Genomic DNA, 14002 nt, shown 5'->3' with positions numbered 1-14002 from the left:
AATTTGTAAAGCAAGTTGCATTTAACTTAATGCCTGTGCTAGATAGTGGGAGCGGTCCCATAGCAAGGTAAAAGTAAGCGGGCCGTCAAATCGTCATCCGCCAGCCACGCCGGTCGGCGCCCGCCATAGCCAGCCAGAATAGCGCGGTAAAGGCCAGCGCGAACGCCATCGACGCCACCCAGGGACCAAAAACCGGGGTCAGCGGCTGGCTGAAAACATGGGTGTACAACGGCCCCATGATGCCGCTGCCTTCAATCACGCAAGTCGCAATCCACGATCCCGCGTACGCGGCGATGGCGTTGATGCCCATCGCCCGGCCCAATGGCGGCCAGCCGCGCACGTCGATCAGCTGGTGCGCCAGCGCGATCGCCAGCATGCCGAAGCCGCCGGTCCACAGCACGAAGGACGAGGTCCACAACTGTTTGTTAAGCGGCAGCGCCAGCGACCATAGGCCGCCGGCCAGCATCGCCGCCGCGCCGGCCAGCACCAGTTTGCGGGTCCGGCCCGAGCGCAGCCAGTCGCCGGCGCGCAGGCCGAGGATGACCGTGGCCAGCGAAGGCAGCGTGCCCAGGATGCCCTCGGGATCGTGGCCGATGCCGGTGGCGGCATCGTATTGATAGGCCAGGCGGCCCAGCAGCGCGCTGTCGATGCGGTCGGACAGGTTCAAGCCAGGTTCCAGCGTTCCGCCGGCGGCCAGCAATCCCCAGTGCGCCAGCAGGATGGCGGCGAAGATCGCCCATTGCGCACGGGCGTTGCGTACATGGATCGCCAGCAGGCCGGCTGCCGCGAAGCAGATGCCCGTCCTTTGCAGCACGCCGAACAGGCGGAAGCCGCGCCCGTTCAGCAGCAACATCGCCACCACGTGCAGCGCAAGCCCCAGCAGCACGATGCGGACGGCGCGCAGCAGCACGGAGCGCGTCAGCGGCGCGGCCGCCGCGCCGGCGTCCAGGCGTGGGCTCAGCGCCAGATTGATCGATATGCCGACGATCAGCATGAAGATGGGGAAGATGAAATCCGGCGGCGTGCAGCCGTGCCACTCGGCGTGTTCGAGCCAGGGGTAGACGTGGGACCAGTCGCCGGCGTCGTTCACCAGCAGCATGGCGGCAACGGTCAGGCCGCGCACCGCGTCGATAGAATTGATACGCATAGTTTTGTGTTTTAAAGCTGCAGTTTGATGTGCAAGCGGTTGAGGCCAGCGGCCAGCGCCATGACGATCATGGCGTAGCAGATGGCCCAGAAAAATCCGGGCAGGCCGGAACCCAGCACGCCCGGGAACGCGAGGTGCAGGTACTGCATCAGCGCGTAGACGATGTAGGGAATGAGGTAGACCAGCAGCGGGTTGGCCGCCGCAGGCCTGAACAGCGCGGTCCAGCCGCTGCAGCGCTTCAGGTCGACCACCCAGTACAGTGCGGCGAACAGCAGCACGCAGATGGCGGAGCTGTACAGCGCCCAGCTGGGCGTGGCGTAGATCTTCGATATTTTGAAGTAGGGCTGGAGCACAAAGGCCAGCACCGCCAGTCCGGCCGCCAGCAGCAGCGCAGCGCGGAACGGCCGGCCGCGCTGGCCGCTGAAGAAGATCTGCGCCGTCAGCACGCCGCACAGCGCGATCGACGTGTGCACCGCATTCTCCACCTGTGAGGAAGCCCCATGGGTAGCGCAGTACAGGCCTGTGCAGGCCAGCACCAGTACGGCGAGCGGCAGCAGACGCCCACGTGTCAGCTCCCATGCCACGGCACAGTACAGATACGCCCAGCCTATCAGTCCCAGTATGCCCCACCATTGCGGCGCCAGACGCAGGCTGCCATCGGGGCCGCCGCGAAACGCCAGCGCCAGTGCCAGCAGACCGGCGGCGCCGACCGCGCGCAAGGCCCAGGCCAGCGCCTTGTTCTCGAACCGGTAGACCATCCACACCAGCATGGCGCAGCCGTAGAACAGCAGCGACCACAAATGGATGGACATGCCCATCGCCGCTTCGTTGTAGCCGTCTTCCGCGTTGACCATGAAAACACCGAGCACCAGCAGCCCGGCGGCGCGCGCCAGCACGTGCAGCCAGCGGGCCGCCGCCGTGTCGCCCGCCGCCTGCCGCTGCGCCATGGCGAACGGTATCGACATGCCGACGATGAACAGGAAGGCAGGGAACACCACGTCCGGGAAGGTCATGGCGTCGGCGTCGGCCGCGGCATGCTCCATCCAGGCGGGCATGCCGCGCACGCCCGCCAGCGTGTTCACGAAGATCATGACCAGGATGGTGATGCCGCGGAAGGCGTCGATCGCCAGTATCCGCGCGGGTTTAGAGTTTGCCACGCAGTCCCAGGTAGTATTGGCGGCCGTTCGAATACGAGGCGATAGGCTGGTCCTTGTTCTCGCCGTAGTAGCGCAGCACGGCGTTGTTCAGGTTCAGCGCATCGAAGGTGATCGACAGGTTCTCGTTGATCTTGTAGCTGACCGACGCCGCCAGGTTGCCGGTTCCCGCCATCACCTGCGGGAAGCTGTTGTACAAGCCGCCGGAGAAGCTGGAACGGTAGGTGTAGGCCAGGCGCGCGCTCAAGCGGTCGTCCTCGTAGTAGGTCTCGGCATTGTAGGTGTTTTTCGAATTGCCCACCACCGGCTTGCCGTCGGCCGCGCTGCCGTCGGTGTAGGTGTAGTTGGCCACCACGCCGACGCCGCCGAACAAGTGCTGCTGGTAAGCCAGCTCGATGCCCTTGTTCTTGGCGCTGATGTTGGTCGGCGACGAAATCGAATAGCTGTCGAAGCGCTTGAACGAGTTGTTGAAGTAGGTGAGGTTGGCGGTGCCGTAGGTGACGTAGGACGACATGTCCATGTAGAACACGCCGGCCGACAGCAGCGACTTCGGCGAGAAGTACCATTCCAGCGCCAGGTCGTAGTTGGTCGAACGCACCGGCTTCAGGTTGGAGTTGCCACTGCTGCCGGTGAGGTTGGTGTCGTTCAGCGTCACCGCGCCGACCATCGCGCTGAAGTCGGGACGCGCCATGGTCTTGGCGACTGCGGCGCGTGCCACCAGCGTTGGCGACAGGTCGATCTTGAAGTTCGCGCTAGGCAGCACGTCGTTGTAGCCGTTCTGGTTCAGCGTTGGCGTGTAAGGGCCGTTGGTGTTGTCCAGGCCAATTGGATGGTCGCCGCCGGGGATGTTGGTGATGGTGGCCTGGTTGGTGTGCACATAGCGCACGCCCACGTTGCCACGCCAGCCGTCGCCGGCCAGGTTGACCATGCCGTAGATGGCGCTGGATTTTTCCTTCACATCCATCTCGCCGGCCCAGTTCTGGGTGGTCGGGCCGCCGGCAAGGTCGTACTTGGCCGCCCACGCGGCGATATTGTCAGGACTGATCTGCCAGACGTTGCGCAGGAAGTCCGCGGCGCTGCTGATGCCGCTGCCGAAGTTCGATGGATAGGTGGTGCCGCTCCACGCGGGCAGCGGCGCCGAGGTGGTGCCGTCGCAGGCCTTGCAGCTGCGGTTCTCCGGCTGGCTCACGCTGCGATGGTGCTCGGCATAGCGCACGCCGAACTTGGCCGATTCGAGTACGCCGCGATCGAGCCGCAGTTCGCCGTCGGCCTGCGCGTATTTTTCGCTGTCCTTGGTGATGACGTGCGATCCCCACGCGGAAGCGGTGACGTAGTTGGTGAACTTGGAAGTGTCCGCGCCGGGGAAGGACATGGTGGCAGGCGACATGCCGTTCAGCGTGTAGCTGGAACCGGCGCCGGTCAGGCCAGCCTCGTAGCCGATATCGGCCGGGGTCTTGCCCTCGCCGCGCGTGTAGCCCACCGTGCCGGTGATGCGCAGGTCCTGATTGACCTTGTAGCTGCCGTCGAGATCGATGTAGGCCGACGAGGACGACGAACCAGGGCGGTAAATCTGGTCGCCGAAGGCCGAGTACAGCTGCGAGTTGTAGGTCTGCGTGGCGCTGACGCCCGGGTATTGCGAAGCCGGTATGGTCGCCGCCACCAGCGTGCCGCTCTTGATGGTGTAGGTGGACGGGATCACGCCCACGGAAGCGCCGGTGTCGGGATTGGTGGCGTTGATGTTGGCAGCGATGTTGTTGTAGAAGCTGCGGTTGTAGTTGGCCGCGTCCAGCGTGGAGCTGAAGCCGTTGATGTCGAAGCTCAGATCCTTGCTCGGCTTGAACTGCAGGTCGAAGGCGCCGCCGGTGCGCTTGCGGGTCTGCTCGAACAGCGAAGCGCTGATGCCGGCCGGCGCCAGGATGCCCGCCAGTTCGGGATGCGCCTTGGCGGCGTTGCTGTCTGCCGCGATGGGGGTGTAGCCGTAGAACTCCTGGCCGTCGCGGCGCTCGTGGCGTTTTTCCGAGAATAGCTGCACCAGCACGCCGAAGGTTTTGGCGTCATTCTTCCAGCCCAGCAGCGCGTTCAGTTGCGGATCGGTCTTCTTCGGCAGATCGGTGTAGATGGCTTGGGCCGAGGCTTCCAATGTCAGCTGCTTCTTGAAGTCCAGCGGCTTGCGGGTCTCGATATTGACCGAGCCGGCCACGCCGCCTTCGACCATGTCGGCCTGCTGGCTTTTCTGCACCGTGACGGCGCTGACGATCTCCGACGGCAGCAGCGCGTAGCTGACGCTGCGCCCAACGGCTCCGGCCTGGTCCAGTACGAACCAGTCGCCGGTGCCGATGGAGTGGCCGTTGACCAGGGTTTGCGTCAGGCTGGAGCTGGTGCCGCGGATGCTCACGCGGTCGTTTTCCGCGAAGCCGCCTTCGCCGCCGGCGGAGGAGGAGATGTTCACGCCCGGTACGCGCTGGATGGCGTCGGCCACGTTCTTGTCCGGCATTTTGCCGATGTCCTCGGCCGATACCACTTCGGACAGCGTATCGCTGTTGCGCTTGCGGGTCAGCGCCTGCTGCAGGGAGGCGCGGATGCCGGTCACTACCACCTGTTCGAGCGGCTGGCCGCTGTCGCCGGCCGCCTGCTGCGCCATTGCCGGCGCCGCGCATGCCAGCAGCATCAATGCCACTGCCGACGCGATCGGCGTTGGCGCCGTTTTCATCCCTGCTTTGCTGTCCATCTAGTCTCCCTCGTTTGAAGATTGTTTTAGTGTGGGCAGATTGTCCGCAGTCTTCCTTAACGAAATCCAAAAGGAACCTTAAGGTTTTCCTAACGTTGTGGCGCGCACGCGATTGACAGTTCGCTAAGAAGATGCGTAGATACGGGCTTCACGAAAGAGGTAGCGACACATGAAGATATGCCTGGTCGAAGACGACCTGGAATTGGGCAAGGCCTTGCAAGCGGCCTTGCAGGACGCGGGACAGGAAGTGGTATGGGTGCGCCGCGCCAGCGATGCGCGCCATTGGGTCGAGACGGAGCCGTTCGACGCCGTGCTGCTGGACCTGGGCCTGCCCGACGGGAACGGCATCGACGTGCTGCGCGAACTGCGCGCCGCCGGCCATACATTGCCCATTTTGGTCATCACGGCGCGCGACAGCCTGGAAGACCGCCTGAACGGCCTCGATCGCGGCGCCGACGATTACCTGGTCAAGCCCTTCGTCGTCACGGAGCTGCTGGCGCGCCTGCGCGCGGTGATGCGCCGCGCGACCGGCTGGAGCGAATCCGGCGAACCGGTATGGAAGGTCAAGGATCTGGTGCTGGACGATAAACGCATGCTGCTTACGCGCAGCGGCGTCAACGTGGTGCTGTCGAAGACCGAGTTCGCGCTGCTGCACGCGCTGATGCGCTATCCGGACCGGGTGCTGACGCGCCGCGAGCTGGAATCGCGCGCGCTGCCGCACAGCGAGGGCGCGGCGCTGGACGTGCACATGTCGCACCTGCGGCAGAAAATCGGCGAAGGCTATATCCGCACCGTGCGCGGCGTCGGCTACGTGGTCGACAAATGACGCGGCATAACCGCTCGCTGTTCAAGCGCCTGCTGTATGGCTTCATTTCGGTGATGATGCTGATCTGGCTCGCCAACCTGGCGCTGGATGTCTACGAGACGCGCACCAGCAAGCGGCGCGACATGCAGCGCGAGCTGCGCGCCAGCGCTCTGCGCATCATGGTGTTGATGCAGACCGTCGGCGAGCGGCCGCCGGAGCAGATCAAGCCTCTGGTGCACAAGATGGAGCAGCTGCACTACGCGCTGTACACGGAACTGGGCTGGTACATCCCGGCCCTGCAAACGCAGGTATGGCGGCACGGCGCGCTGGTATATGCGTCGGCGGACCAGGGCCTGCCGCCGACCGACGCCGCCGCCGGGCCGTACGGCCAGCCGCTCAGGGATGGCTGGGTGGTCTCGGTCGAAACCGATGCCGCCACCGGCGTCACGGTGCGGATGGCGACGGAGGTGATCGGCGAATGGATGTTGCAGGTGTCCAGCATCGGCTACTATTTCGCGCCGCTGCTGTTCAGCATACCGTTCCTGCTGCTGCCGGCGTGGCTCATCATCCGCGTCGGGCTGCGGCCGTTGAAATCCATCGTCGGCGAGATCGAGGAGCGCTCGGCCACCGATCTGTCGCCGCTGGCGCCTTCACCATATCTGGAGCTGTCGCCGCTGGTCGGCTCGGTCAACCGGCTGATGGAGCGCCTCACCGAGCGGCTGGAGCGCGAGCAGGAATTCCTGATCGATGCGGCGCATGAACTCAAGACGCCGCTGTCCATCATCCAGATCAACGCTGATACGCTGACCACGACACGCACGGCGCAGCGGGTGGAAGACGCGGGGCAGGGCTTGCGCACAGGGGTGGAGCGCGCCACGCACACCGTGCATCAGTTGCTGGCCCTGGCCCGATCCGGCGGCGACCGCGATCACACCAGCCTGATGCCGCGCGACCTGGTCGAGCTGGTGGCGGACCGGCTGGCGCAGGCCGGACAGATCGCCGCCACCCGCCATGTGGAGATCGAACTACAGGCGCCGGAGCGCTGCATGCTGGCCATGCATCTGGAGAGCATGGCCTCGCTGATCGACAACCTGGTCAGCAACGCCGTCAAGTATTCGCCGGAGGGCGGCCGCGTGACGGTTGCCATCGCCGAGGCGGAGGGCCGCATTGTGCTGTCGGTTGCCGACCAGGGGCCGGGCATCGCGCCGGAGATGCAGCGCAAGGTGTTCGAGCGCTTCTTCCGCCTGCCGGACCAGGACCAGGCGGGAAGCGGATTGGGGCTGGCCATCGCCGAGCGGGCGGCGGCGCGCAATCAGGGCCGCATCCGGCTGGACAACCGCGGCGATGGTCCCGGCTTGCAGGTGGAGGTCAGCTTCGACGGCGTAAGGGAGTGACGTATATTTTCTTTGCTATTTATGCCATATAATCTGGCCGCTTAGACTCTCATACGCCGCCATGAATTATCTGACCCGCTTTCGCCCCCTGATCCTCGCCTTGTCGCTGCTGCTGGCCGGCTGCCAATCCACCATGCAGCGCATCGCCGATTGCAAAGTCGGCGACTGGGCCGCCATCGGCCACAAGGACGGCGTGGCCGGCGAACCGGCCGACTACGCCGAGCGCAAGGAGTTCTGCGACGATCACGCGGACGACAAGAAGCCAGCCGCCATTGGCGCCGAGGCGCAGTACGTCGCCGGCTGGGCGCAGGGGAACTGGGATCTGTGGTCGCAGCTCGGCCAGAGTGACGGTGGCAAGGGACTGCAGGCGCAGTACGAAGCGCATGCCGCCAGCGATGAGGTCCGCAAACACAAGACACCGCTGAACCGTCCCGCCTACGATGCCGGCTGGGCGATCGGCAATTCGGAATACTGGAAAAACCAGGGCAAGCACGCCGGCACCGACGGTCAGCCGCTGGCCGCGCAGAAGGAAGCCGCGCGCGCCCGCGCAGCCGGCATGCAGCTGCGTTTTGATGAAGCGGCATACACCGGCGGCTGGCAGGTCGGCAACCGCACCTTCTGGCAGGATGCAGGCTACACCGATGCCCGCAACGGCACGCCGGACAGCGAGTTCCGCCAACGCGCCTCGGCCGCCCGCAGCGCCGGGGTGCAGGTGCAGGAAGACGCCTACCGCGCCGCCTGGAACGCGGAGATCGTCAACTACTGGCGCAATCTCGGCACGCAGGATGCCGTCAGCGGCAAGGACTTCGCCATGCGCAGCAAGGAGGCGCGCGCCAAGGGATTGAAGATTTTCGAATCGGAGTACCGCCAGGCCTGGGAAGCGCGCCTGACCGATTACTGGCGCCAGGCTGGCGCCGATGACGGCTACGGCAAACCGTTCATGCTCGACGACCGCATCGCCAACGCCGGCCGCAACGGCGTGTTCGTGATCGCCGCCACGCGTGAGCTGTACACGGCCGCATGGGACGATCAGAACGCCAAGTACTGCGTGCCGGAGAACGCCTTTGAACGCGGCCGCACCAACAGCGGCATGGCGGTCGATGTCTGCCGCGCCGAACTGCGCAACCAGTTGAAGCATGCCTATGTCAGCGGCCAGGATTACGAGATCACGGCCGCCAAGCGTCAGCAGGCGATCAACGATGTCAACGAGATCTCAGGGCGCCTGAGCGACATCCATCATCGCCTGAACCGCCTGGAGCGCGAGATCCGCTCCAACCTGGAAGCCAAGGACCGCGTGATTACCGACGAAACCAGGAAGCAGGACGCCCGCCGCGAGCAGGAGCGCCGTGACCTGTCGGACTATGCCCAGCGTCTGGAGCGCCAGCTGGATGACGCCCGCCGCTGGGTGGAGCGCCATGACCAGCAAATGCAGCGCCTGCGGCGCGACATCTACTAAGACTTAGAAGTCCACCGACGCCGACACGACCACCGTGCGCGGCGCACCCAGCACCAGATAGCCGGCGTTTGGATAACCGCCGGCCGAGGCCCAGTAGTTTTTGTCGGCTACATTGTCGACGCGCGCGCGGAAGGTCACGTTGCGGTCGGCGATGCGGGTGGCGTAGCTGGCGCCGAGGTCCAGGCGAGTCCATGCCGGCAGCTGCTGCTTGTTGGCGGCGTCCGCGTACTGCGCAGAGGTGTAGAGCACGCGGGCGTTCAGGTTCAGGCCATGTACGCCCGGCACATCCCATTCCGTGCCGATGTTCAGCTGCGTATCCGGCACGCCGATCACGTCCTTGCCCTGATTCTTGGCGCCCTGCGTCACGCGCTGGCTTGCGTCCAGCAGCGTCAGGCCGCCCAGCACGCGCAGGCCGCGCATCGGCACGCCGTACACGGTCAGTTCCAGGCCCTGGTTGCGCTGCTCGCCGTACACGCCGAAACGGTTGTTCTCCACATAGGCCGAAGGCTGGTTGGTGCTGAACAGCGCGGCGCTGGCGCCCAGCGTGCCGCCGTCATATTTGACGCCGACTTCCTTCTGCTTCGAGACATACGGTGCGAACAGCTCGTTCAAATTGGTGACGCCGGCGCCGGATGGGGTAGGGCCTTGCTGCAGGCCTTCGATATAGTTCGCGTACAGGGACAGGTTCTTCGCGGCCTTGTACACGATGCCTGCCACCGGCGTCACTTTGCTTTGATTGTAGTGGTCCGTGCCCGCGCCGGTATCGTAGTCGTAGCTGTTGGACTTGATGGTCTGGTTGCGCGCACCCACCGTCACCAGCAGCTTATCGTCCAGCAGCGACAGCGTGTCCGCCACGGCGTAGCTGGAGAGGATGGTCTTGCTGGTCAATTTAGGATCGCTCAGCACACCGCCTTTGTAGAAGTCGGCGGCCGGCGCGGCCACGTCCACCGGCGAGTAGATATTGGTGGCGAAACCGGCGAAGCTGCTGAACGCGTAGGCGTTGCGCGACTCCTGCCAGTAGACCGATGCGGTCGCGCTCAGGCTATGGCCGATGCTGCCGGTGCGCAGCTTGGCGCGCACGCCGATCTCGCCGGTGCGTACGCTGTCGTGGCGCTCATTGTCGAAGCGGTACATGCTGGCGCTGCCGTCGGTCTTGCTGACGGTCGGTGCGGCCAGGATGTTGGATTCGTCGCCGCTGCGCGCGCCGAATGCGGCCCACGCCACCGCGTCCTTGGCCAGATCGACCTCGCCACGCAGGGTGCCGAAGGTATCGCGTTCGTTCGAGTGCGTCCATTTCTGCGACCAGTTGCTGCCTGCATCAGGTGCGGCGGGCAGGGCGATGTCGGTGTTGACGGTCACGCTGGGGCGCGCACCTTTCAGCTTGTGCTCCTGGTAGCCGACATCGGCGGACAGGCGGAAATCGCGCGCCTGGAAATCGACGCCGACCGAGGCCACGTTCAGTTCGCGGTGTTCGCGGTCGATGCCGGTGTCGCCATCGCGGCGGGCGGCGTTGACGCGGATGCCGGTATTGCCGCCGGGGCCGAAGCGGCGTCCGATGTCGGCGGCGAAGTAGCCTTGTCCGCCCGATTCCACGCCCACGGTCAACTGCGTTAACGGGTTGTTGCTGGCGCGCTTGGGCAGCAGGTTGATCGAGCCGCCGATGCCGCCGCCACCCGGCGCCGCACCGTTGAGGAAGGAGTTCGCGCCACGGAAGACTTCCACGCGCTCCAGCAGTTCCGACGCCACGAACTGGCGCGGCAGCAGGCCGTACAAGCCGTTGTAGGCCAGGTCGTCCGAGTTGACGGGGAAGCCGCGGATCACATACAGCTCCTGGTAGTTGCCGAAGCCTCGCGCCACGCGCACTGACGGATCGTTTTGCAGCACGTCGGCCACGCTGCGTGCCTGCTGGTCCTGGATCAGCGCCTGCGTGAAGTTCAGCGTGTTGAAAGGCGTGTCCATGATGTCCACATTGCCCAGCAGGCCCAGACGGCCGCCGCGCGCGATCTGCCCGCCCGCATAGTCCTTCGACAGGCCATCGGCCGAAGCGTCGGCGGAGGCGCTGATGACGACGGTCTGGATCTTGGCGTCGCCGGCGGCCGGCGCGGTTTGCGCGTGGGCGGAGGCGGCGGCCAGCAACATGGCGGCAAGGGCGAACGGCGACAGGGGCAGGTTAGGCATTTGCATGGTTACGCTTTTATTAAGTAAATGAGAGTGATTCTCAATTATATCCATGCAAGTCGATTATTGCCACTAAATGAGAGTGATTTGCATTATCATTGTAGTTCTAGTACTGAATTGATTTCAAAATGACACCGATTACCGTCCGCCGCTGGGCGTGGATACACAAATGGAGCAGCCTGGTCTGCACCGTGTTCATGCTCCTGCTTTGCCTGACCGGCCTGCCGCTCATCTATCACCACGAGATCGACCATCTTCTTGGCAACGGCATTGAAGCGCCGCAGATGCCGCACGCCACGCCGAAGGCCGACCTGGACACGGTGATCGCGGCCGGCAAAGCCCTGTACCCCGGCAAAATGATGATGTATATGTCGCAGGAGGCGGATGAGCCGAACATCTGGAACCTGACGCTGGGCGACAATCCGACCGACGAGGGCTACAAGTCCATCGCCGTCGACGCGCGCACCGCCAAGGTGCTGGCGCAGCCCAGCTTCGAGGGCAGCTTTATCGGCGTGATGTTCCACCTGCACGTGGATCTGTACGCGGGCTTGTGGGGCAAGCTGTTCCTGGGTTTGATGGGGCTGTTGCTGGTGATCGCCATCATCTCCGGCGTGGTGCTGTACGCGCCCTTCATGCGCAAGCTGGATTTCGGCGAAGTGCGACGCGAGCGTGGTCCGCGCGTGAAGTGGCTGGACCTGCACAACCTGCTGGGCATCGTCACGCTGACGTGGGCGCTGGTGGTCGGCGCCACCGGCATGATTAACACCTGGGCCGATCTGCTGTTGAAGTACTGGCAGTTCACCGAGATGGCGGAGATGATCGCGCCGTACAAAGGGCAGTCGCCGCCGGCGGTGCTGGGATCGATGCAGAAGTCGCTGGCCAACGTCGTCGCCGCGGAGCCGGGCATGAAGATCGGCTTCGTCGCCTTCCCGGGTACGCCGTTCGCCAGTCCGCATCACTACGGCGTCTTCATGCGCGGCGACACGGCGCTGACTTCGCGCCTGTACAAGCCGGTGCTGATCGATGCGCAAACCACCGCCATCACCGACCGCCGCGCGCTGCCCTGGTATCTGACGGTGCTGCTGATATCGCAACCGCTGCATTTCGGCGACTACGGCGGCGGATGGATGCAGCTGCTGTGGGCCTTGCTGGACGTGGCCACCATCATCGTGCTGGGTAGCGGCCTGTATCTGTGGCTGAAGCGCGGCGTCAACGCGAAACCTGCGGGAGCCGCACAATGAAAAGTCCATTCATGCGCCTGTGGGGCGCACCGATCCTGCTGGCCGTGCTGACCATCGCCGGCCTGGTTTGCGCGCTGGTCGGCGACGGCGTCTGGGACTTGGCGTCCGCCGTCGCGCTGGGCATTCCGGTGCTGACCGGCGCCTGGTATGGCCTGCGCCGGCGCGCCTAGAATCCGCCGCTGGAAGTGACGAAGGCCGCGAAGCTGCCGACATTCAGGCTGCCGAAGCCCGTGGTGTAGTCCCAGCCTTTGGCGGCGGTGTAGCCGCCGTTGGTGCCGGAAACGACGTCATGGAACAGCGCGGTCTGCGCCACGCCGTATTTGTACAGCGCCGGTGCGGGGAAGGCCAGGCGGTTGTTGTTGGCCGACTGTATGCGCGCCCAGAATCCGGCGAAGATAGGCGCGGACAGGCTGGTGCCGCCGTACTGCGCATTCTTGCCGTTGACGATGGTGATCGCGCCAGTAGCCGGATCGCCGGCGAAGGCGATGTCCGGCACGCCGCGCCGCGTGGATGTGCCGAGCACCTTCGAGGACAACTGCCATGCGGGCGCCGCTTCAATCAGGCTGGCGCCGCCGCCGGTGCCGCCGCTGCTGGCGCAGGTGCTGTAGTTGGAGCATGCCCAAACCGTTTCGCCGGTCCAGGCGCCCGTGCTGCTGGTGGTCACCGAGGTGCCGCCGACCGCGATCACGTACGGCGACACGGCCGGGTAGCTTTGAGCATTGGTCTTGCCGCCGCATTCGTAGGAACCGGAATCGCCGCTGGCGACGACGAAGGTCTGGCCTTGCGCAATGGCGGCCAGGAAGATCTGGTCGTCGGTGGCTTGCGTGCCGGTCAGGCGCGCATTGCTTTCGCATTCGCCCAGCGACACGCTGATGACCTTCGCGACGTTGGCCGCAACCGCGGCGTTGTAAGCCGCCGTCAGGTCCGCCTCGCTCATCGAATTGGCCGCGTAGAACACGATGGATTTGACCGCGCCGCCGGCCGCGCCCAGCGCGTTCTGGCTGTCGATATTCCATTCCGCCGTGCCGTCCGAGCTGGATGTTGTGCTCTGGCGCCTGCTGGTGCCGGCGACGTTGACCACACTGACGGCTGGCTGCGCGTAGCCTGCGGTGCGGGCAAAGGTGCTCAAGTCAGTCAACGTCTGTGTCATGCTGCCGGCGGTGATGATGCCGATGGTGGTCTTGGCGGCTGTCGGCAAGGTGGTGGCGTTGTAGATGGTCGGCCAGGCGGTCGGGCTGTGGCCCACTTTGCCGGCCGTGGCGTAAGTGGAGGCCTGTGCCTGCACTTGCGCGGTGTGCGCCAGGTGCACGGTTTGCAGGCCGTGCACGCCCAGTACGATGCCGCTTAGCGCGCTGGGTACGACCGGATCGTTGGTGTTGGCGTAGGCCTCACGTTCGCCGCGCGAGTAGTGGCGCATCTGGACATTGAAGGCGGAGCGCGCCGTGCCCACCGAACCGTCGGCGCTGACCAGCATGTTATTCGGGCTGACTTCGATGTTGACAAAGCCGCTCTGGCTCAGGTGCTTGACCACGGCGGCGACATCGGCGGCCGTCGGCGCGTACCGGGACAGGAACTGTTCGCTCGTCAGCGGTGTACTGGCCTGGCCGGATGCCAGGCTGGCGGCAAAGGCGTCCAGCTGTTCGCGGTTGCGCAGCTGCAGCGAGACGGCGACGTGCAGCGTGTCGCCCGACCGCATTTCCGCACCTGGTGTGTAGTCGCTGGCGTCCGGCGCGTGCGAGTGGGTGGCGCGCCAGTTCTGCGGCTGCGCCATCGCCGGAAGGGCTAGCGCCAGTGCGAGGCCGCAGGCTGCAGCGGAAAGGGAGGGGCGGGGTAGTGTACGCATGATGTGCTCCTGATCTTTAGCGATTAAAGTTTATCTCAGGAAACATCCCGGGCGGT

At 65.1% G+C, this 14002-nt stretch carries 10 protein-coding genes; 5 read left to right on the top strand and 5 right to left on the bottom strand.

Features of this window, described 5'->3' with window-relative positions:
* Positions 1 to 85: 85 nt before the first annotated feature.
* The 3 genes from GEV02_RS03065 to GEV02_RS03055 are packed head-to-tail and all read right to left on the bottom strand — an operon-like array spanning position 86 to position 5029.
* The gene (locus tag GEV02_RS03065) at positions 86 to 1147 is read right to left on the bottom strand and encodes an acyltransferase family protein (RefSeq protein WP_152836448.1); all 1062 of its coding nucleotides are present in this window, start codon (positions 1145 to 1147) and stop codon (positions 86 to 88) included.
* A gap of 11 nt (positions 1148 to 1158) precedes the next feature.
* Complete coding sequence (locus GEV02_RS03060) at positions 1159 to 2304, bottom strand: DUF5009 domain-containing protein (protein ID WP_152836447.1); 1146 nt, start codon at positions 2302 to 2304, stop codon at positions 1159 to 1161.
* On the bottom strand, positions 2291 to 5029 hold the full coding sequence (locus GEV02_RS03055) for a TonB-dependent receptor (RefSeq protein WP_152836446.1): 2739 nt from the start codon (positions 5027 to 5029) through the stop codon (positions 2291 to 2293). The genes GEV02_RS03060 and GEV02_RS03055 overlap by 14 nt, the downstream gene beginning before the upstream one ends.
* 169 nt (positions 5030 to 5198) lie before the next feature.
* Between GEV02_RS03055 and GEV02_RS03050 the strand changes: the two genes are divergently transcribed.
* From GEV02_RS03050 to GEV02_RS03040, 3 genes are all read left to right on the top strand, one after another.
* Entirely contained in the window at positions 5199 to 5855 is a 657-nt protein-coding gene (locus tag GEV02_RS03050) for a response regulator transcription factor (RefSeq protein ID WP_152801662.1), read from the top strand.
* Entirely contained in the window at positions 5852 to 7228 is a 1377-nt protein-coding gene (locus tag GEV02_RS03045; RefSeq protein WP_152836445.1) for a sensor histidine kinase, read from the top strand. Before GEV02_RS03050 ends, GEV02_RS03045 begins: the two co-directional genes overlap by 4 nt.
* Before the next feature lie 61 nt (positions 7229 to 7289).
* Entirely contained in the window at positions 7290 to 8684 is a 1395-nt protein-coding gene (locus GEV02_RS03040) for a DUF2799 domain-containing protein (RefSeq protein ID WP_152836444.1), read from the top strand.
* Positions 8685 to 8687: 3 nt separating this feature from the next.
* Here GEV02_RS03040 and GEV02_RS03035 read toward each other — a convergent pair whose 3' ends face one another.
* A complete protein-coding gene (locus tag GEV02_RS03035; RefSeq protein ID WP_152836443.1) occupies positions 8688 to 10868 on the bottom strand; it encodes a TonB-dependent receptor in 2181 nt (726 codons plus the stop codon).
* A gap of 122 nt (positions 10869 to 10990) precedes the next feature.
* Between GEV02_RS03035 and GEV02_RS03030 the strand changes: the two genes are divergently transcribed.
* On the top strand, positions 10991 to 12103 hold the full coding sequence (locus tag GEV02_RS03030; protein ID WP_152836442.1) for a PepSY-associated TM helix domain-containing protein: 1113 nt from the start codon (positions 10991 to 10993) through the stop codon (positions 12101 to 12103).
* Positions 12100 to 12273 carry a hypothetical protein gene (locus GEV02_RS32755; RefSeq protein WP_174998941.1) on the top strand — a complete coding sequence of 58 codons (174 nt, stop codon included), beginning with the start codon at positions 12100 to 12102 and terminating at the stop codon, positions 12271 to 12273. Before GEV02_RS03030 ends, GEV02_RS32755 begins: the two co-directional genes overlap by 4 nt.
* On the opposite strand, the gene GEV02_RS03025 is transcribed toward GEV02_RS32755, so the two are convergent.
* Positions 12270 to 13946, bottom strand: coding sequence for a S53 family peptidase (locus GEV02_RS03025; RefSeq protein ID WP_152836441.1), 1677 nt, complete (start codon positions 13944 to 13946; stop codon positions 12270 to 12272). The two genes, GEV02_RS32755 and GEV02_RS03025, sit on opposite strands and share 4 nt — an antisense overlap.
* Positions 13947 to 14002: the final 56 nt, after the last annotated feature.

Origin of the sequence: Rugamonas aquatica, from assembly GCF_009380215.1 — a bacterium.
Lineage (GTDB): Bacteria > Pseudomonadota > Gammaproteobacteria > Burkholderiales > Burkholderiaceae_D > Rugamonas > Rugamonas aquatica_B.
Note: the sequence above shows the minus strand (reverse complement) of the source record. Positions and strands in the feature narration are given on the sequence as shown.

Coding starts and splice junctions, on each gene's coding strand:
- GEV02_RS03065 (WP_152836448.1), bottom strand. CDS start 1,147: ATGCGTATCAATTCTATCGACGCGGTGCGCGGCCTGACCGTTGCCGCC.
- GEV02_RS03055 (WP_152836446.1), bottom strand. CDS start 5,029: ATGGACAGCAAAGCAGGGATGAAAACGGCGCCAACGCCGATCGCGTCG.
- GEV02_RS03050 (WP_152801662.1), top strand. CDS start 5,199: ATGAAGATATGCCTGGTCGAAGACGACCTGGAATTGGGCAAGGCCTTG.
- GEV02_RS03045 (WP_152836445.1), top strand. CDS start 5,852: ATGACGCGGCATAACCGCTCGCTGTTCAAGCGCCTGCTGTATGGCTTC.
- GEV02_RS03040 (WP_152836444.1), top strand. CDS start 7,290: ATGAATTATCTGACCCGCTTTCGCCCCCTGATCCTCGCCTTGTCGCTG.
- GEV02_RS03035 (WP_152836443.1), bottom strand. CDS start 10,868: ATGCAAATGCCTAACCTGCCCCTGTCGCCGTTCGCCCTTGCCGCCATG.
- GEV02_RS03030 (WP_152836442.1), top strand. CDS start 10,991: ATGACACCGATTACCGTCCGCCGCTGGGCGTGGATACACAAATGGAGC.
- GEV02_RS32755 (WP_174998941.1), top strand. CDS start 12,100: ATGAAAAGTCCATTCATGCGCCTGTGGGGCGCACCGATCCTGCTGGCC.
- GEV02_RS03025 (WP_152836441.1), bottom strand. CDS start 13,946: ATGCGTACACTACCCCGCCCCTCCCTTTCCGCTGCAGCCTGCGGCCTC.